Source organism: Photobacterium toruni (assembly GCF_024529955.1).
GTDB lineage: Bacteria > Pseudomonadota > Gammaproteobacteria > Enterobacterales > Vibrionaceae > Photobacterium > Photobacterium toruni.
Genome location: NZ_AP024854.1, coordinates 2,859,980 through 2,878,981 on the forward strand (window position 1 = coordinate 2,859,980; position 19,002 = coordinate 2,878,981).

17 protein-coding genes are annotated in these 19,002 nt (G+C 40.4%); 6 read left to right on the forward strand and 11 right to left on the reverse strand.

Annotated elements, in window-relative coordinates; all coding sequences use genetic code 11:
• The first annotated feature begins 45 nt into the window (after window positions 1–45).
• From OC457_RS13435 to add, 4 genes are all read left to right on the forward strand, one after another.
• On the forward strand, window positions 46–621 hold the full coding sequence (locus OC457_RS13435; RefSeq protein WP_080175462.1) for a DUF4124 domain-containing protein: 576 nt from the start codon (window positions 46–48) through the stop codon (window positions 619–621).
• A 140-nt stretch (window positions 622–761) separates the two neighbouring features.
• Window positions 762–1,814, forward strand: coding sequence for a nitrogen regulation protein NR(II) (gene glnL, locus OC457_RS13440; RefSeq protein WP_080175463.1), 1,053 nt, complete (start codon window positions 762–764; stop codon window positions 1,812–1,814).
• 25 nt (window positions 1,815–1,839) lie between these two features.
• Window positions 1,840–3,249, forward strand: coding sequence for a nitrogen regulation protein NR(I) (gene glnG / locus OC457_RS13445; RefSeq protein ID WP_080175464.1), 1,410 nt, complete (start codon window positions 1,840–1,842; stop codon window positions 3,247–3,249).
• Between the two features lie 120 nt (window positions 3,250–3,369).
• Window positions 3,370–4,374 carry an adenosine deaminase gene (gene add, locus OC457_RS13450; protein WP_080175465.1) on the forward strand — a complete coding sequence of 335 codons (1,005 nt, stop codon included), beginning with the start codon at window positions 3,370–3,372 and terminating at the stop codon, window positions 4,372–4,374.
• A gap of 114 nt (window positions 4,375–4,488) precedes the next feature.
• Here the strand turns inward: add and hemN are convergent, their stop codons facing one another.
• From hemN to OC457_RS13475, 5 genes are all read right to left on the reverse strand, one after another.
• Window positions 4,489–5,862: an oxygen-independent coproporphyrinogen III oxidase gene (gene hemN, locus OC457_RS13455; RefSeq protein WP_080175466.1), complete on the reverse strand. Its 1,374-nt coding sequence runs from the start codon at window positions 5,860–5,862 to the stop codon at window positions 4,489–4,491.
• Window positions 5,863–6,009: 147 nt separating this feature from the next.
• On the reverse strand, window positions 6,010–6,489 hold the full coding sequence (locus tag OC457_RS13460) for a DUF2489 domain-containing protein (protein ID WP_080175467.1): 480 nt from the start codon (window positions 6,487–6,489) through the stop codon (window positions 6,010–6,012).
• A 3-nt stretch (window positions 6,490–6,492) separates the two neighbouring features.
• Window positions 6,493–7,044, reverse strand: coding sequence for a Der GTPase-activating protein YihI (gene yihI, locus OC457_RS13465; protein WP_080175468.1), 552 nt, complete (start codon window positions 7,042–7,044; stop codon window positions 6,493–6,495).
• Window positions 7,044–7,685, reverse strand: coding sequence for a class I SAM-dependent methyltransferase (locus OC457_RS13470; protein ID WP_080175469.1), 642 nt, complete (start codon window positions 7,683–7,685; stop codon window positions 7,044–7,046). The genes yihI and OC457_RS13470 overlap by 1 nt, the downstream gene beginning before the upstream one ends.
• Window positions 7,686–8,584: 899 nt before the next feature.
• A complete protein-coding gene (locus tag OC457_RS13475) occupies window positions 8,585–9,202 on the reverse strand; it encodes a c-type cytochrome (protein WP_080175470.1) in 618 nt (205 codons plus the stop codon).
• A gap of 156 nt (window positions 9,203–9,358) precedes the next feature.
• Here OC457_RS13475 and yihA point away from each other — a divergent pair, with 156 nt between their 5' ends.
• Window positions 9,359–10,027: a ribosome biogenesis GTP-binding protein YihA/YsxC gene (gene yihA / locus OC457_RS13480; RefSeq protein WP_080175471.1), complete on the forward strand. Its 669-nt coding sequence runs from the start codon at window positions 9,359–9,361 to the stop codon at window positions 10,025–10,027.
• Between the two features lie 672 nt (window positions 10,028–10,699).
• On the opposite strand, the gene OC457_RS20960 is transcribed toward yihA, so the two are convergent.
• Both OC457_RS20960 and polA read right to left on the reverse strand, forming a co-directional pair.
• Window positions 10,700–10,747, reverse strand: coding sequence for a hypothetical protein (locus OC457_RS20960; RefSeq protein WP_438616993.1), 48 nt, complete (start codon window positions 10,745–10,747; stop codon window positions 10,700–10,702).
• 180 nt (window positions 10,748–10,927) lie between these two features.
• Complete coding sequence (polA, locus tag OC457_RS13485; protein WP_080175472.1) at window positions 10,928–13,699, reverse strand: DNA polymerase I; 2,772 nt, start codon at window positions 13,697–13,699, stop codon at window positions 10,928–10,930.
• 376 nt (window positions 13,700–14,075) lie between these two features.
• Between polA and elbB the strand changes: the two genes are divergently transcribed.
• Complete coding sequence (gene elbB / locus OC457_RS13490) at window positions 14,076–14,726, forward strand: isoprenoid biosynthesis glyoxalase ElbB (protein WP_080175473.1); 651 nt, start codon at window positions 14,076–14,078, stop codon at window positions 14,724–14,726.
• Between the two features lie 264 nt (window positions 14,727–14,990).
• Here the strand turns inward: elbB and OC457_RS13495 are convergent, their stop codons facing one another.
• From OC457_RS13495 to recQ, 4 genes are all read right to left on the reverse strand, one after another.
• Window positions 14,991–15,434, reverse strand: coding sequence for a GNAT family N-acetyltransferase (locus OC457_RS13495; protein ID WP_096777857.1), 444 nt, complete (start codon window positions 15,432–15,434; stop codon window positions 14,991–14,993).
• An 86-nt stretch (window positions 15,435–15,520) separates the two neighbouring features.
• A complete protein-coding gene (locus OC457_RS13500; protein WP_080175474.1) occupies window positions 15,521–16,237 on the reverse strand; it encodes a 7-cyano-7-deazaguanine/7-aminomethyl-7-deazaguanine transporter in 717 nt (238 codons plus the stop codon).
• Window positions 16,238–16,343: 106 nt separating this feature from the next.
• Window positions 16,344–16,643 carry a DUF3630 family protein gene (locus tag OC457_RS13505; RefSeq protein ID WP_080175475.1) on the reverse strand — a complete coding sequence of 100 codons (300 nt, stop codon included), beginning with the start codon at window positions 16,641–16,643 and terminating at the stop codon, window positions 16,344–16,346.
• A 12-nt stretch (window positions 16,644–16,655) separates the two neighbouring features.
• Window positions 16,656–18,500 (reverse strand): ATP-dependent DNA helicase RecQ, encoded by a 1,845-nt coding sequence (gene recQ, locus OC457_RS13510; protein WP_080175476.1) that lies wholly within the window; start codon window positions 18,498–18,500, stop codon window positions 16,656–16,658.
• Window positions 18,501–19,002: the final 502 nt, after the last annotated feature.

A 19,002-nucleotide genomic window follows, 5' to 3' on the forward strand; every position in this document is an offset into this window, starting at 1 on the left:
ATAAAGAACTTATTGGCCATGAAGGTCTTTGTGGAGAGTTAACGGATGAAACTCATTGATCTGGCATCAATACTGTTCTTTACAGTAACGACAAATATCGCACTAGCAACAACGATCTACTCTTGGACTGATGATAATGGCATTGTTCATTTTAGTGATACTCCAGGCAGCCAACAAGCGAGTACAATTAAACTATCCGTTACTGAAGTACAGCCAAATATTGAAGCAACCGTCATCGATATCAATCAAACGGACAATGTGGAACTTATCTCAATCACAACTGAGACCGAAGCCTCACTCCCCGTCGCTACGATTAGCCTACTCACTCCAGTACATCAACAAACCATTCGCAGTAATGATGGTGATATTAATATTCGCGCAGTGAGTAACCGTAAACTAAATAAAAACACTCAAGCCCAGTTAGTTATTGATGGCAAAGTTCATGGATCACCTCAAACCCACTTAACCTGGAAACTGGTCAATATCGATCGCGGTAGTCATCAAATTCAAATCCAATTACTTAATAATGGCAAGATCCTTGCTACATCTGAAAGTATTACGGTTTATCTCCATCGCGTTTCTCAGGCTCGTCCTAAAAACAGCCCAGTTCAACCCCGTTAACGTCAATTTACAATAAACTCTGCCTGTTCGCTGTTAAACCGAGTACACTTTAACGCACCAAATTGGTGCGTTACTTAACAGCGAGAGATGGATGCCGACACCGATCGTCTTTTGCTTGGCTATCGATAAGGATGATAATTGTGAATGCTAGCTTTACGCCCATAATTCTCGACAATTTAGTCACCGCTATTGTGTTACTCGATGAGACCTTAGTGATCCGTTATGTCAATCCTGCCGCCGAGCAATTATTATCATCGAGCAAACGCCGTTTACTCGGTAGTCAGTTGCCGCAATTATTACAATACAGCTCACTCGATTTTAACCATATCAAAGCAACCCTTCACAGCGGTCAAGGTTTAGCTGATAGCGATGTCACATTTGTCATTGATGGCCAACAACATTTATTTGGTGTTAGTGCCAGTCCTATTTCATGGCAAAAACAACTACTGATTTTATTAGAATTAAAGCCTATCGATCAGCAACGTCGTATTAGCCAAGAACTGAACCAACACGCACAACAACAAGCCGCCAAAGAGTTAGTTCGTGGTTTAGCCCATGAAATAAAAAATCCTCTCGGTGGTTTACGCGGCGCAGCACAATTATTAGAAAAAGTGTTACCGGATAAAAGCTATCACGAATATACCCAAATGATCATTGAACAAGCGGATCGATTACGCAATTTAGTCGACCGCCTGTTAGGACCACAACGGCCAGGAGTCCGCAGAACAGATAATATTCATTTGGTATTAGAAAAAGTACGTCAGTTAGTCAACATTGAAACCGATGACACCATCAACATTGAACGCGATTACGATCCCAGTTTGCCTGATATCGATATGGATGCTGAACAACTGGAACAGGCATTATTAAATATTGTCAGTAACGCGGCATTAGCATTGAAAAGTCAAGGGGGAGGTACGATTAAATTAAAAACCCGAACTGCCCATCAAAGCTTAATTCAAGGAGTACGACACCGAGTTACTGCTACTATCGAAATCATTGACAATGGTCCCGGTATTCCGGCAGAAATTCAAGATACGTTATTCTATCCGATGGTCACAGGCCGCGAAGGCGGCACTGGATTAGGGCTATCAATCGCCCGTAATTTAATCGATCAACATCAAGGTAAAATCGAAGTCTTTAGCTGGCCGGGACATACTAACTTTACTATTTACTTACCCATTAAGTCATAACATTGACCACCACAGGAGGCTTACTATGAGCAAAGGATTAATCTGGGTTGTTGATGATGACAACTCGATTCGTTGGGTATTAGAACGAACACTCGTTAATGCAGGAATGAAATGCGAAACATTTGCTGATGCTGATAGCGTATTGGCGGCATTAGAACGCAATGTTCCTGATGTGCTTGTATCTGATATTAAAATGCCAGGTACTGATGGTTTTACGTTACTCAAAGAGCTACAACAAAATTACGCTAGCTTACCGGTTATTATTATGACCGCACATTCAGATCTAGACGCAGCAGTCAATGCTTACCAACGAGGAGCTTTTGAATACCTTCCGAAACCATTTGATATCGATGAAGCTGTCACTTTAGTTGAACGAGCACTTAGTCACAGTCAGGAACAAAAACGCCAACACCAGCCTGTAATTGAGCCTAAACACGCGCCAGAAATCATTGGTGAAGCACCAGCAATGCAAGAAGTGTTTCGCGCCATTGGTCGCTTGTCACGCTCATCCATTTCTGTACTCATTAATGGCGAATCAGGTACAGGTAAAGAGTTGGTCGCCCATGCTCTGCATCGCCATAGCCCGCGTAGCAGTAACGCTTTCATTGCCCTCAATATGGCAGCTATTCCTAAAGATTTAATTGAATCAGAGCTATTTGGTCATGAGAAAGGCGCTTTTACAGGTGCTAATAGTGTTCGTCAAGGGCGATTTGAACAAGCTAATGGTGGCACATTATTTCTTGATGAAATCGGTGATATGCCATTAGATATTCAAACACGATTATTGCGCGTATTAGCCGATGGACAATTTTATCGCGTTGGAGGACATGCCCCCGTCAATGTTGATGTGCGAATTATTGCAGCCACGCATCAACATCTTGAACGTCTGGTTACTGCCGGTGATTTTCGTGAAGATCTTTTTCACCGCCTCAATGTGATTCGCGTCCACTTACCTTCCCTCAAAGATCGTCGCCAAGATATTCCTCAACTAGCGCACCATTTTTTACAACGAGCGGCAGATGAACTCAGTGTCGATGTTAAATCGTTACATCCACAAACCGCAGAGAAACTGACCCAATTACCGTGGCCGGGGAATGTACGTCAATTAGAAAACATTTGTCGCTGGCTAACCGTAATGGCAAGTGGTAATGAAATTTTACCATCAGATTTACCGCCAGAAATCACAGAAACGACGACCGCAACGCCCTCGACGAATGAACAACACTGGCATCAAGGCTTACAACAATGGGCGCAACAAGCACTACAGCAAGGTGAAACTGAATTGTTGGCAGAAGCCTTACCGCAATTTGAAAAAATCCTGCTCGAAACTGCTCTACTCCATACTCATGGCCACAAACAAGAAGCTGCAAAATTACTTGGATGGGGACGCAACACGCTGACTCGTAAACTTAAAGAGTTGCAAATCCATGATTAAGCATTAAATAGCATCAAGACAAGTATATGTGCCAGCGCACATTTCTCTGCAACAATGATGAATGTCATTTGGCGATTGCGTATACTAAGTTCATCTTTAACGTCGAGAAGTATAATCATCATGATAAACAAAGATCTGCCACTAACGGATATTCATCGCCATCTTGATGGTAATATTCGTCCCCAAACGATCTTAGAATTAGGTCAGCAATTTAATATTGCCCTGCCAGCAACAGAAATTGAAGCATTACGCCCGCACGTGCAAATTGTTGAGGCTGAGCCAAATTTAGTGGCTTTCCTGAATAAATTAGATTGGGGAGTGGCAGTATTAGGTGATTTAGATGCTTGTCGTCGTGTTGCCTATGAAAACGTTGAAGACGCACTTAATGCTCAGATTGATTACGCTGAACTGCGTTTTTCACCGTATTACATGGCAATGAAACACCACTTACCTATAGCAGATGTTGTTGCAGCAGTCGCTGATGGTGTTGCTGCAGGTTGTCGTGATTTTGGTATTAAAGCGAACCTGATTGGCATTATGAGCCGTACTTTTGGCACTCAAGCATGTCAGCAAGAATTAGATGCACTGCTCAGCCATAAAGACCAATTGGTAGCCATTGATCTTGCCGGTGATGAACTTGGCCAACCTGGCACCCAATTTATCTCACACTTTAAACAAGTCCGTGATGCAGGATTACAAATCACCGTTCATGCTGGAGAAGCCGCAGGACCTGAAAGTATGTGGCAAGCCATTAATGAACTTGGCGCAGTCCGTATTGGTCACGGTGTAAAAGCCGTTAATGATCCAAAACTAATGGATTACTTAGCAGAGCATCGCATTGGTATTGAATCTTGTATTACATCAAATATTCAGACTAGTACTGTCGCAGATATTACTCAACATCCGGTAAAAGCGTTCCTTGAACACGGCATTCTTGCTTGTTTAAATACCGATGATCCCGCGGTTGAAGGCATTGAACTGCCTTACGAATATGAAGTTGCTGCACCGAAAGCGGGGCTAAGTGTTGCTCAAATTCGCCAAGCACAAATCAATGGACTTGAGCTAGCGTTCTTGTCTACCGCAGAAAAGCAGGCATTACGTGATATTGCCAGTAAACGTGGCTAATTACGCTACGTTATAACGCTCATTTGGCGACTATAATTCACAAAATAAAACGCCTCAGTTTCACGTGAAACTGAGGCGTTTTTTATACCGGTATGACTTAAAATTATCTATAACTTAGATAACTCTAGAGAACTGCTGTTGACGTGCACGAACACGTAAATATTTATCAAAACACATACAAATATTACGAATCAACAACCGACCTTTTAATTCAACATGAATAATATCGTCACCCACAGTTACTAATTCATCATTAATAAATGTCTGCAATAATTGTAAGTCTTCGCTAAAGTAGCTATCAAAATCAATATTAAATTCAGTTTCAATCGCACGTTTATTCAATTGAAAATTACAGATTAGCGCCTTGATCACTTCACGGCGTAACAAGTCATCAGCATCTAAAGTTACCCCTTTCCATAATGCTGTTTGCTGTTCTGCCATTTGGCTATAATACAACTTCAATTCTTTTTGGTTCTGCGCATAACAATCACCAATCATTGAAATAGCAGAGACACCCATACCCAATAAATCACAATCGCCTTGGGTGGTGTAGCCTTGGAAATTACGGTGCAAAATACCATCACGCTGTGCAACCGCTAATTCATCACTTGGCAGCGCAAAGTGATCCATACCAATAAATTGATACCCCGCCCCCGTTAGTGTCGCAATGGTATCTTGTAAAATCGCTAATTTTTCTGTCGCTGAGGGTAATTGGTCTTCATGAATTTTACGTTGTGCGGCAAACAAGGTTGGCATATGAGCGTAGTTAAACACTGATAATCGACCCGGTTTCATGGTTAGCACTTGCTGTAGTGTTTCAGCAAATAAAGTTTGAGTTTGTAACGGTAAGCCATAAATTAAATCAAGGTTGGTTGAGCGATAGCCTAATTCACGAGCGCGCTCTACCATCGCAAAAATAAAATCTTCATCTTGCTCACGGTTAACTAACTTCTGTACGTCTTTATTGAAATCTTGCACCCCGATACTTAAGCGATTAAAACCTTCGCTGCGTAGGTGATCAAGGATATTCAATTCAATTTCACGCGGGTCTACTTCAATACTGATTTCAGCATCTACATCAAAATTAAATGCACTGCGCAGTGCTGTCATTAAACGGGTGATTTGAGTCGCAGTTAAAAACGTTGGTGTGCCGCCGCCAAAATGTAACTGACTAACTTGACGATCACCAAGTAAGGTCGCACGTTGCTTAATCTCTTGCTCAAGTACATCTAAATATTGGTCTGCTTTGTGCTGATGGCGAGTAATAATTTTATTACAACCACAGTAATAACAAAGCTTATGGCAAAATGGGATATGAATATAAAGCGATAGCTTACGATCAGGATATTGCTGACATGCCATCTCAAATTCAGCAGAAGTGAATGCTTGATTAAACTCTAGTGCGGTCGGGTAAGAAGTATAACGCGGGCCTGAATAATTATATTTTTCAATCAGGGCCTGATCCCAAATAATCTGCTCATTTGACATGACATTGTTCCAATTTGGTGAATATAGAATACATAGAGTGTGTCACCATTTTACAAAAAGTAAAACCTATCCCTGCTGTTCAATTTACACTCGCTACAAAAACAAACACCGCCAATAAATGGCGGTGTTAATAATAACGATAACGAATTAAACCTTAGTTAACAGAATAGCATCTAATTCAAGTTTAATTTCAGCCTGTAGACGAGACTCCGCTTTCATACGTTCAAGATCAAATCGCATTCGGCTTTGTTTTTCTATTTGCTGGCGAGCATCTCCGCGTGGCATATCTTTAACCACTTGATACAAGTCAGTTAATGCCGGATACGTTGCTGCAAAATTAACTTGTTTATCTGCTTGCAACACTTCCATTAATTTATATAACCGAATTGCGGCTTCAGACATATCGCATTGTTCTTGTTTACATGCCATTGCGATAATAAAGACGCTTTCTAATATATTGTCATTTCTGGCTTTGATTGCTGCGGCCTGTTGCTCGGCAGCACGGGCTAAAAATAACTTATGCCGTTGTTGCTGCTTATAAAGCTTAGCCAATAACAATCCAGCGTATAGTGCTAATCCAACTACAATAACGCTACCAATAACAAATAGAAGTGTTATTCCCTGCAACGGTTACTCCTTATCGAAATTATCAAAATCCATGTTTTCAAATTGCGCTAATAAATCATCATCTGAACGAGGTTTAGATTTAGCACTTTGTTTAACAGGCGCTGATGTTTCTTCTTCAACATCATCTAATAAACCCAGTTGCTTCATTAAACGCTCAATGCGATCTAACTTAAGGTCAACTTGCTTTTGCAAGCCAGCACCCAGTTTTTCACCGGCATCAATACGATCTAATAGCACCATTAATTGTGCATCATTTTCAAGCATTGCAAGTTCTTGCTCTGCTGATAAGCGACGCTGCTGCTTAGTTTGCGGTTTTTTAGGCTCAACAATTAGTGGGACTAATTTTTTGCTACCTAAACGTGGATCTTTTTTCTGACCGCCATTGCGCTGCTTATTCTCTTCAACAGCAGAATGACGACTACCTGATTTTAAGCCTTTACGTTTCTTCGCTTTTTGGCGTTCACGTGTCTCAATATCAACTTTACTATTTGATTTCTCACGGTATACAGCAGGGCCTTCAGAACCTACTGTGCGCGCTCTTTTCTTACGGGTCATTACTGGGGTTTCCTCAGCAAAATCACATCATTTCCAACAAACTCAACTTCAAGACCATCTCGTTGTGCTAAAAAGCTAAACGTATCATGACTAAAAAAGCTAACATGGGTTGGGTCGTTCTTATAGTACCAATGCTCAAAAGCATCAGTGTCGGTTACTAGTTTGGTCATAATTCCCAGCCAACCGCCGGGTTTAACTAAACGTAGCAACAGCCCCCATTCCTTCGCAGGCTGATAAAAATGCTCGATTGCTTCTGTGCAAGTAACAAAATCATACTGATCATCTAATACGGCAGACTGTGCCGCAAAATAGGGATCATAGATAGTCATAGTATACCCCATTTCAGCCAACATCACTGACAAGGTCGGCCCAGGACCGCTACCAAAATCTAACCCCAATAACGGCGGCGATGATAATCGTGTCACAAGTGGCGTTGCTAACCGCTCTAAAAATTGTCGATAACTCGCATCATCAGGATTATTTCGATGTTGATCGTAGACTAACTTTTCTTGGGACGACGTTAAATGAGTTGTCGGATCGGCATAAATTAATGCACAGTGTAAACAACGAAAATAATCGCGTTTAGTGTCTGCCACCAACCATCGATTATCTTGACTATTACACAGTGGACATCTATCCATTATCTTCTCCACAACGACTGAATGTTGATGAACAGTAGCAGCGGTGCAAAATCGAGCGGGCTATTCTATACCCAATTGCGGTTAAGATGTAGTTCTGCTGACAAATTGTTCAATTTATTCAGCTATTATATCGAGACACAACGTAAAATATCACATGTAAATCATGGTAATAACCATCTCTCGCCGCGAAATTTAGACGAAAAAAAAAGCAATAGGTCTGCACCTATCGCTCTATGGGGTAAGCTATGAGCTTATAATTCTGTCTAGTCTTTCCTTAACCAGCAAGTAACGTCCCGGTTTAACAAATATCCATTTATTATAATTGCTATCCCTGCCAATATCGTTCGTCACTGTCCTAGTGAATTTTCGCGTCCATTATTTCCGTCCATGGCATCACAACTCATCCTAAGTTGGCGATCCCTATCGCAATGTTACGCTCCAATAACTATACCACCATCCTTATGCGATACATCGTCCTGATGTACCTAAGCTATATGACTATAGCTACTCTCTTTCCTTGAGTGTCTACCTTGACAATCCCTACGCATCCTGCGTCTACCCTAGTCTCCTGACCAGACATCCTGTGTTCCTTTAAGCGTCACTGCTTAAGCTATCCTAGCGCTTCCTTCCTATGTCGCACTCCTTGTCGACAGGGAGTAATTTACCTTAAGCAATATCTAAAACAATGTATCAAGATCACACTTTTGAATGCGTAAATACTCGCAATGAACAACCCTATGTTTTATAAATAAAATTTTAATTATCCAGCCTTAAAATCACCTTAATAATACTTATCAATGGTCAATCTCTTACAACAAAACTGGCAGATTCACCGTTACTAAAGTTTTAAAAAATAGTAACTTTAAGCAACAAGTTTAATTGTGCCCCTAATAACAACGTTAATGTAACCCGCCAACATAAGCTGAAAGTGCACTAATTTCATTATCATTGAGCTTAGCCGCGACAGAACGCATCATGGCATTAAGATCGTTATTGCGCGCACTTGAACGGAATGCTTGTAATTGTAATTGAATATATGCCGCATTTTGACCCGATATTTTAGGAAAACCGGATAAACTGGTACCATTACCTCGCGGACCATGACAACTGATACATGCAGCAATGCCTCGCTCAGGATCACCAAAACGGTATAACGGTTCTGCAATCGCAATCACATTTTCAGGGGTAGTATTACCAGATATAGGCAAAGAGGAAAAATAAGCACCGAGATCTGCCATATCGGTAGCAGAGAGCCCAGCAGCCATACCCGCCATTACAGCATTACTGCGGCCTTGAGTACCGTTACTGGTGACGGCTAATTTATAGTCAGCAAGTTGCTTTGTTAAATAAGCAGCATGTTGCCCTGCCAATTTAGGATACTGTGCCACAATCGCATTGCCATCATTACCGTGACACGCAACACAGGCAGCCGCTTTTAATTTACCCGCATCAACATCACCTTGCGCCCAAGCCGAATAACTCACAACAAGGCTGAATACTAAGACTAATTTTTTCATGACATTCCATTTATAATTATAGAGCTTCCGTACTACAAGTAATGCTCAGTGACATGGTATACAATACGACCATAAACCAAACACGGTTTAATATATCTTAGACAATTTCACAAAAAAGCGCTCATTTTACGATGTGGGGGCTTGACGGAGTTAACAGTGAATCAACCTCTCAACTATAGAAATACCAGTTTTATTACAAGTGCACCGGATATTCGTCACTTGCCACAAGATATCGGCGTTGAGATCGCATTTGCTGGTCGCTCCAATGCCGGTAAATCAAGTGCGCTAAATCGCCTAACGGATCAAAAAGGTTTGGCACGTACTTCCAAAACCCCTGGCCGTACCCAATTAATCAATATGTTTGAAGTCATTAGTGGCTGTAACTTGATTGACTTACCTGGCTACGGTTTTGCTCAAGTACCACTTGAACTTAAACTAAAATGGCAAAAAGCATTAGGTGAATACCTACAACGCCGTGAATGTTTACAAGGTTTAGTGGTACTGATGGATATTCGTCACCCAATGAAAGATCTTGACCAACAAATGATCAATTGGGCAATTGAAAGCAGTTTGCCAGTCTTAGTACTGCTGACTAAAGCCGACAAATTAAAAAGCGGAGCGCGTAAAGCACAAGTATTAAAAATCCGTGAGATGTCGAAAGAATTTGGCGGTAACGTTCAGGTTGAAGCTTTCTCTTCATTGAAAGGGATTGGCGTTGATCAAGTTCGTCGTAAACTTGATGAATGGTATGCACCAGAATTAGAACGTCAACGTGTACTTGCCGCTGACGATAGTGATGTTTTTAATCTACCCTCTGCTGAATAAAACCATCACGCAATATAATAAATAATATTTAAAGCCCCATCATTATTGGTGGGGTTATTAACTAAAACCGCTTTTTTGCGATGAATAATCGCTACTTGTAATGCATTATCTTACATTAAACCTATCTTAATACTGCTCACTCTCCCTGATTAAATTCTGCTAATCCAATTGATAACAACACATTATTTTAAGCAAAAAACAAGTTCACGCATTGTTAATAATTCAGTCTATTTCTGGAATAAAATTACATCATCCGTGGTATAAAAAAAACCAAAAAAAAAGCCATTCTCAATACCGAGAATGGCTATTCCATGTCTTTGTTTGTCGGAAAGTTATTATTACTCACCCACAAAACCAAATATGAACAAGAAGCTCAGACTATTATAGCCTGCCAATTTAAAATTTAAAGTATTTGCTCTAAAAAAGGCATTAACAAATAGGAATCAGCTTTAAAAGTAGATCTACTAACCTAGAATAAGTGAGCCTTGTCATAAAAAACAGCAATACACTTACTTTAGACTGGAAAATAAACATAAATAAGCCGTAATTGGTATCAAAGATATAAATAATAAAATAGAAAATTAATGCGAGAACGTCGCGATAGTGCAGATAATTTTGATGTTGGCTCCATAAAAAACGCCCCAGTCCAATAAATAGACTGGGGCAGCTGAATCAGCCAAATCCAATAACGTGAAACAAAAGGTCTGAAAGATAGAACATCTTACCTCTGTACCCTACATCATCAACTGTATATCAATCACTCAGTTTTTGGAAGCCCTTGTTGTAGTTTTTTTTCATAATATTGTAAGTAATTTTTACATAAATGTTGTTAATTTTAACAAAAAAATAGCCAATCTTACGATCAGCTATAATTTTATTATCAAAATACAGCAGTATTAATTAGTGGGCTTGATCCCAATTATCACCGTGACCAGCATCGGCAATTAATGGTACTGCTAACGTTGCAGCTTGCTCCATTAACTCACGTACTTTAGCGGTAACGCTGTCTAATACTGAAGCTTCAACTTCAAACACTAATTCATCGTGTACTTGCATTAATAAACTGACCTGACCTTGCGGTTGTTGCTGTACCCATTCATCAACCGCAATCATGGCTAATTTAATAATATCAGCCGCAGTGCCTTGCATAGGAGCGTTAATCGCTGCGCGTTCTGCAGCTTTACGACGTAAGCCATTACGCGCCTTAATATCTGGAAGATACAAACGACGACCAAATAGAGTTTCCACATAACCCACTTCAGCAGCACTATTACGCGTACTTTCCATGTATTCTAAAACACCAGGGTAGCGTTCAAAATACACATTCATATAGTCTTGTGCTTCATTACGACCCATATCAAGTTGCTTGGCTAAACCAAACGCACTCATGCCGTAAATCAATCCAAAGTTAATTGCTTTTGCACGTCGACGTTGCTCGGTACTGACATCATCAATCGCTAATCCTAGAATTTCAGCTGCTGTTGCTGCGTGAATATCTTTACCATGACGGAATGCATCTAATAATGCTTGGTCACCAGAAAGGTGCGCCATAATTCGTAATTCAATTTGAGAGTAATCGACAGCCAGAATTTTATATCCTGACTTAGCAACAAATGCTTGGCGAATACGACGTCCTTCTTGATTACGAACCGGAATATTTTGTAAGTTCGGCTCACTGGAAGACAAACGTCCCGTTACCGTTCCAGATTGATGATAAGAAGTATGAACTCGACCCGTTGCGACATTCACCATTTTGGGTAATTTATCAGTATAAGTGGATTTTAGTTTTGCTAAGCCACGGTATTCTAATAGTAATTTTGGTAATGGGTAATCTAAAGCAAGCTCTTGTAGCACTTCTTCATTGGTTGATGGTGTACCTGATGGGGTTTTTTTAATAACAGGTAAAGCCATTTTCTCAAACAAGATTGCCTGTAATTGCTTAGGAGAACTTAAATTAAATTCTTCACCCGCTAATTCATAAGCCAGTTTTTCGATTTCATCTAACCGTTGTGCCAACTCGATAGATTGCGCCCCTAACAAAGCACTATCAATGTAAACACCAGTACGTTCCATACGAGATAAAACAGGCACTAATGGCATTTCAATTGTTTCAAATACCTTATTTAGCTTTTCATCAGCGGCAACTTTTGGATATAACGCATGGTGAAGGCGTAACGTAATATCAGCATCTTCAGCAGCATAAGGACCCGCCTGCTCAAGATCGATTTGGTTAAAGGTCAATTGCTTTTTACCTTTACCCGCAATCTCTTCAAAACTAATATTTTTATGCTCAAGATAACGCAGCGCTAGGCTGTCCATATCATGGCGACCGACAACGCTGTTATAAACATAAGATTCAAGCATGGTATCAAATTTAATACCCTGCATATCAATGCCATATCGTGCAACAATGCTAGCATCAAATTTTAAATTCTGACCGACTTTAGCTAAAGTCTTATCTTCTAATAGTGGTTTTAATTGTGCTAACATCCAATCACGATCAAGCTGCGCTGGCGCATCTAAATAATCATGAGCCACAGGAACATAAGCCGCTTTACCTTCTTCAACCGCAAATGAGACCCCAATTAAATTGGCCGTCATGTAATCAAGGCCATCAGTCTCAGTATCAAATGCAAATACGTCAGCATTTTTTAACTGAGCTAACCAGTTATTAAAACTGGCTTCATCAAGTACGGTTTCATACCCACTACGATCAATCGTTGGTGCAACAACTTTTGGCTCCGTTGTGGTTGTTGCTGCACTTTCATCGGCAACAATACGGCCATCACTGCCATCTAACATTTCTGTTAGCCAGCGACGGAACTGTAATTTACCAAACAGTTCAGTCAGTGCGTCAGTATCTGGTACGCCTTTACATAATTGCTCTGGAGCCAGTTCTAATTCAACATCAAGTTTGATAGTCGCTAACTCATAAGACATATAAGCCGCTTCTTTATTATCAAGTAGCTTTTTAGCCATGGTTTTTGAGCCACGAAAGCCTAGCGGCGCAATATCATCAAGATTGGCATATAAGGCATTTAAACCACCAATACCTTGCAATAATGCTTTAGCCGTTTTTTCACCAACACCAGGAACCCCAGGAATATTATCAACTTTATCCCCCATTAGCGCCAAGTAATCGATAATCAACTCAGGGCCAATACCAAACTTTTCTTCAACGCCAGCGGCATCCATTACCACATCCGTCATGGTATTGATCAAAGTAACGTGTTGATCTACCAGTTGAGCCATATCTTTATCGCCAGTACTGATCAATACCGGCATTCCCTGTTTAGAAGCCTGGGTTGCTAACGTACCGATCACATCATCCGCCTCAACGCCTGAGATCGCGATCAACGGTAATCCCATTGCTTTGATCACTGCATGTAATGGCTCAATCTGACCACGAAGATCATCCGGCATCGGTGGACGATTTGCTTTATATTCAGGGTATATCTCATCACGGAATGTCTTACCTTTAGCATCAAAGATAACCGCAATGCGATCAGTTGAGAACTGACGTAACATGCTGCGTAACATATTAACCACACCATAAATTGCACCCGTTGGTTCACCGTCAGAATTAGTGAAATTGGGTGCGGCATGGTAAGCGCGATAAAGGTAAGAGGATCCATCAATAAGGATCAATGGATTTTCAGGAATCGTAGCCATAAGGTTATTCTTATATCCGAGCGAAAGTAGTTCAGGTAAGGTCTATTATCGACCAATTTTACCCCTACACCACAGAAAAAATGCAATATTGACTAGAATGCCATGCTCAACCGCAACTGTTAACTGCTGTTTTGGGTTATTCATCCATTTTCTGTGGATAACTTTGTTAGTATTTAATTTACGCCAGTTGATCGTTTTTTATGTAAAAATAAAAATTACTCATGATTGTATTTATTTTCATATACTTAATAAGAAAGCTTAAATTAGATCCTCGATCCCATATTGATCATTGATTGTGGACAACCTTAGCTAGATAATCTTAACCAAGCCAATAATAACAATAATATAAGTCTATTTGATTAGTTAGGATGCCATTATGAAGAAAATTGCGGTAATTTTAAGCGGTTCTGGTGTTTTTGATGGAACCGAGATCCATGAAGCAGTATTAGCTTTATTGGCAATAGAGCAGCAAGGAGCAAGCTGGCACTGTTTTGCTCCTAACATCGATCAACATCAAGTCATTAATCATCTCAATGGGAAGGTGAGTCATGAAACTCGCAATGTGCTAGTCGAATCAGCACGAATTGCACGTGGCAATATTAGTGATGTCACCCAATTGGATATTAATGACTACGATGCACTGCTCGTTCCGGGTGGATTTGGCGTGGCTAACAACTTATCTGACTTCGCTCTTCACGGCAGCGCATGTCAGATCAATGAAGATGTTAAACAAGCCTGCCAAACATTTGCTCAAGCCAATAAACCTGCGGGTTACTTATGTATCGCGCCGACCTTGATCCCGCAGATCTATGGTCCTGGCGCCAAAGCTACGATCGGTAATGATCCTGATACGGCTGCTGCATTTAATGCCATGGGAGGTGAGCATATTCAGTGCCCTGTTGATGATTTTGTGTTGGATCAAAAACGACGTCTATTAACCACACCGGCTTATATGTTAGCAACCAACATCAGTGAAGCGGCAATAGGGATCAATAAACTGGTACGAGAATTAATAAAATTAGCCTAAACGACATAATAAAAACTAACCACTTAAAAAAGAAAAAGCGACGCACAGTGTGATGCGTCGCTCAGCAGAAGTAGTAATCGGTTTTTAGCCCTACACTAAGCACCATTACCAAGCTGAAGTACACTGGAAGCAATGTGAGCAATGTCGTACTTCAAGCATCAGAAAATGGGGGTTCTCTGATGTTTGAGAGCCCGTTAATAATAACTATTCTCAACTAAATCGCAATACTTAATTGAGAATAATTTTCATTTAAAACAAGGGCAGTTAGTTGATCGTCTTGGTAAAACATAATCTATAATCACGTAACTTCCCTTTCTTTTCCATATTTTCAATGACATAGCCATTTCTAAACAATAGCCGTAACATCGCTGGAAAACAGTTACGTGATTTGACGTTAATCATCGTATATTGTGATTGTGCCACTACCCATGCTTCTTGTACTTCTAATAATTTTTGGGCAATACCCAATCCACGTCCACTGGCTAATACTCCCCCAAGCCAGCTATAAAAAACGTGATCAGATAATGCATAACCAATTTTCACACCTATTAATTGTTGTTGATATTCAGCCACCAAAATCAACGCTGGTTGATGAGCAAATCGTGCCCGTATCGTCGTAGCATCAACACCAGAGCTTAATTCATTAATCCCTGCCAATACGGTAACGGCTTCATCTACCGTTCCAATCCGTACCACTATTTCAGTCATTATTCAGTATCCCTTCATTGACATAAAAAATGTAAAAAAAAATCGGCCGCAGCCGATTTATTCTTTCTTCTACAAATCAATCATCGCTATTTAATCACGCTTGCCGTATTCGGTAGTGATGATTGTTTTAACGTTGTTAGCTTGTGAATTAAATAATTAAGCAGTACCCCATATAAAGGCACAAATAAACCCAAACTAATAATTAATTTAAAGCTGTAATCTACCAGCGCAATTTCAGTCCAATTTTGTGCCATGAAGGCATCAGGGCTGTGATAAAACGCAATACTGAAAAAAGCCAGTGTATCAAGTGCATTACCAATAATGGTCGATGCTGTTGGTGCGATCCACCACTGTTTCATTTGACGGAGGCGATTAAACACCGACACATCCAATATTTGCCCTAAGAGGTAGGCCATAAAACTGGCAATCGCAATTCGAGCAACAAAAAGATTGAATTCAGCCAAATGAGCAAAGCCTTGATATTGACCTTGAAAAAACAGCACTGACAATATATATGACACAATCAGTGCTGGTGCCATTACTCGCCAAATAATTTTGCGTGCCATACCCGCACCAAAAATACGCACCGTCAAATCAGTCGCGAGAAAAATAAACGGAAAGGTAAATGCACCCCAAGTGGTGTGATAACCAAAAATAGTAAAAGGTAATTGAACTAAATAATTACTTGAGGCGATCACTAATAGATGAAACGCGACTAAATACGATAGAGCCTTATGTTGCTGAGCCGCAGTAAAAGCAGTCGTGGTTACATTAGATGTTGTTGCGTTGGATAAAGCAGTCATGGAAGACCTTTTTGTCATTGGGGGGAGGGAACCCAAACATTTTCATTGCCGGCGATAACCACCAGCAACACCAGGGCGGCGATTATACAGCACAGCATTTATTTGCCTAGTAGTGAGACAATAACTGTTGAATAAAAATTAAATGCTCAATGTCATTTAAGATCAGTAGTTCCAGCCATATCGAGGCACTATAATATTCAGCCTTAAGCAATAACTGACACCCTTCAAAATCAATTAGCCATTGGTGAAGATCGGCACTTGGCTCTTGCTCTATCAATATTGCATCTAAACGCTGTAACAGTGCCTTGGCGACCGCTGGAAAATTATCAAAATCAAACGAAGGTAGCGTTATCGCTAACGTGCCTTGCTCAATATTTATTTCCGTTTGACTAAAATTATAATCCATTATTAGCTTCCATTAGTTATGTTCATCGACCGCCATTAAATGATCGCCAATCAATTGCAAAAATACTTCCCCAAATTTTTCTAACTTACGTTGTCCCACCCCATTAATCGCTAAAAATTCACCTTTTGAACAGGGCAATCGTTCAGCCATTTCCATTAAGCTGGCATCATTAAACACCACATACGGCGGAATATCTTCTTCATCAGCAATAGCCTTGCGTAGCTTACGTAACTTAGCAAACAATTTTTTGTCATACTGACGATTCGCCATGCGATCCACTTTACTGTTACGAACAGCACTATCCAACCGAGGAACTGCCAAAGATAACGCCATTTCAGCACGTAATAATGGTCGTGCTTGCTCGGTGAGTTGTAATACCGAATTACGGCTGATGTTTTGAGTTAAAAAACCACGATGAATCAATTGGCGTAAAATACTGACCCAATATTCATGGCTATAATCACGCCCAATACCATAAGTGGTTAATTTATCATGACCATATTCACGAATACGTTGATTCTGCATACCACGTAATACATCAATGACATAGGTAATACCAAAATTCTGGTTAACGCGATAAACACAAGATAATGCTTTTTGAGCCACTTCAACCGCGTCAAATTGTTGTGGCGGATCAAGACAAACATCGCAGTTACCACACCCTTGTCGCTGATCTTCACCAAAGTAGTGTAATAGCACTTGGCGACGACAACTTTGAGCTTGAGCAAAAGCCCCCATCGCATGTAATTTATGTAGTTCGACCTCACGCTGCGCATCATGATGTTTTTCATCAACACAACGTCGCAACCATGCTAAATCGGCAGGATCATAAAGCAGTAACGCTTCGGCGGGTAAACCATCGCGCCCTGCTCGTCCGGTTTCTTGGTAATACGATTCAATGTTACGCGGAATATCGAAATGGACCACAAAGCGGACATTAGGTTTATTGATCCCCATACCAAATGCTACCGTGGCAACCACTACATGAATATCATCCCGCTGAAAAGCATCTTGTACTGCGACTCGTTGCTGGTGCTCCATACCAGCATGATACGCGGCAGCACGAATACCACTTTCGCACAGTTTTTCGCTGATCTGCTCTACTTTCTTGCGGCTATTACAATAAATAATGCCGCACTGACCGCGCATCGTTGCCAAATAGCGGCTTAATTGCGTTAATGGTTTATGTTTTTCCCATAGCGTGTAATGAATATTAGGCCGATCAAAGCTGCCCAAATAACAATGGGGATCGATTAATCCTAATCGACTAATAATATCTTGCCGAGTGGCATCGTCAGCGGTGGCTGTTAACGCCATCACTGGCAACGGTGAAAATTGCTGTTTAAGCAGACCTAATGCTGCATATTCTGGTCGAAAATCATGCCCCCACTGAGAAACACAGTGAGCTTCATCAACAGCCACCATTGCCAAATCAAGTTGCTGTAACCGTTCAATAAAGTCACGCATTAGTACCCGCTCAGGCGAGGCATAAACTAACCGTAACGATCCATTTTGCATCGCTTCAAATGTCGCTTGAATCTCTTCTCGCGACATCGCTGAGTGAATACATCCAGCACTGACACCATTGGCATTTAATTGATCGACCTGATCTTTCATTAACGAAATAAGTGGTGAAATCACTAAAGTTAACCCTGGCATCATTAATGCTGGAATTTGATAACATAAAGATTTACCGCCACCAGTGGGCATAATCACCAAACAGTCATTACCCGCAGTGATCGCTTCAATCACTGCTTGCTGTCCTTGCCTAAATTGCTGATAGCCAAACACATCCTGCAATATTTCTTGGCTGGATAATAAGGATGCCGATATGGGACAAGAAACAACAGCAGACATAGTAAGACTCTTCACTCAACAGGGTTGCCATTCTATACCTAAATGAGCATGAGATGCGAGTCAGGTCCCAGCTTAACGAACCATTCCTTTTTATACTAAAAACACATATATTGATAACAAACATCTCAATGTAAATATTGCCGCATTAACCGTTATCAATAACCTTTTCAGTATCAATTCCTACTTATTATTGAATTTATTCATTTTAAGATACTTTTTTTTGAAATTCCTTTTGTCTTGATTGTTACTCATGCAATTAACTAGATAATTAATAAGATAATAAAATGCATATTCCTCAATAACTCCTTTATTTTTCATCGGTTAGTTATTCAACAACTGCCACATTAACCTCAACATTTCACGGCTTATAATTAAAGTTATTATGATTATTTATTCGATTGATACCATCACAACGGCCGTAATTCATTAAAACCAACATCTTTAGTTAAAATGACGCGTAAAAATAGTAAAAATAATGAGATATACGGTATTTTTTCTGCCA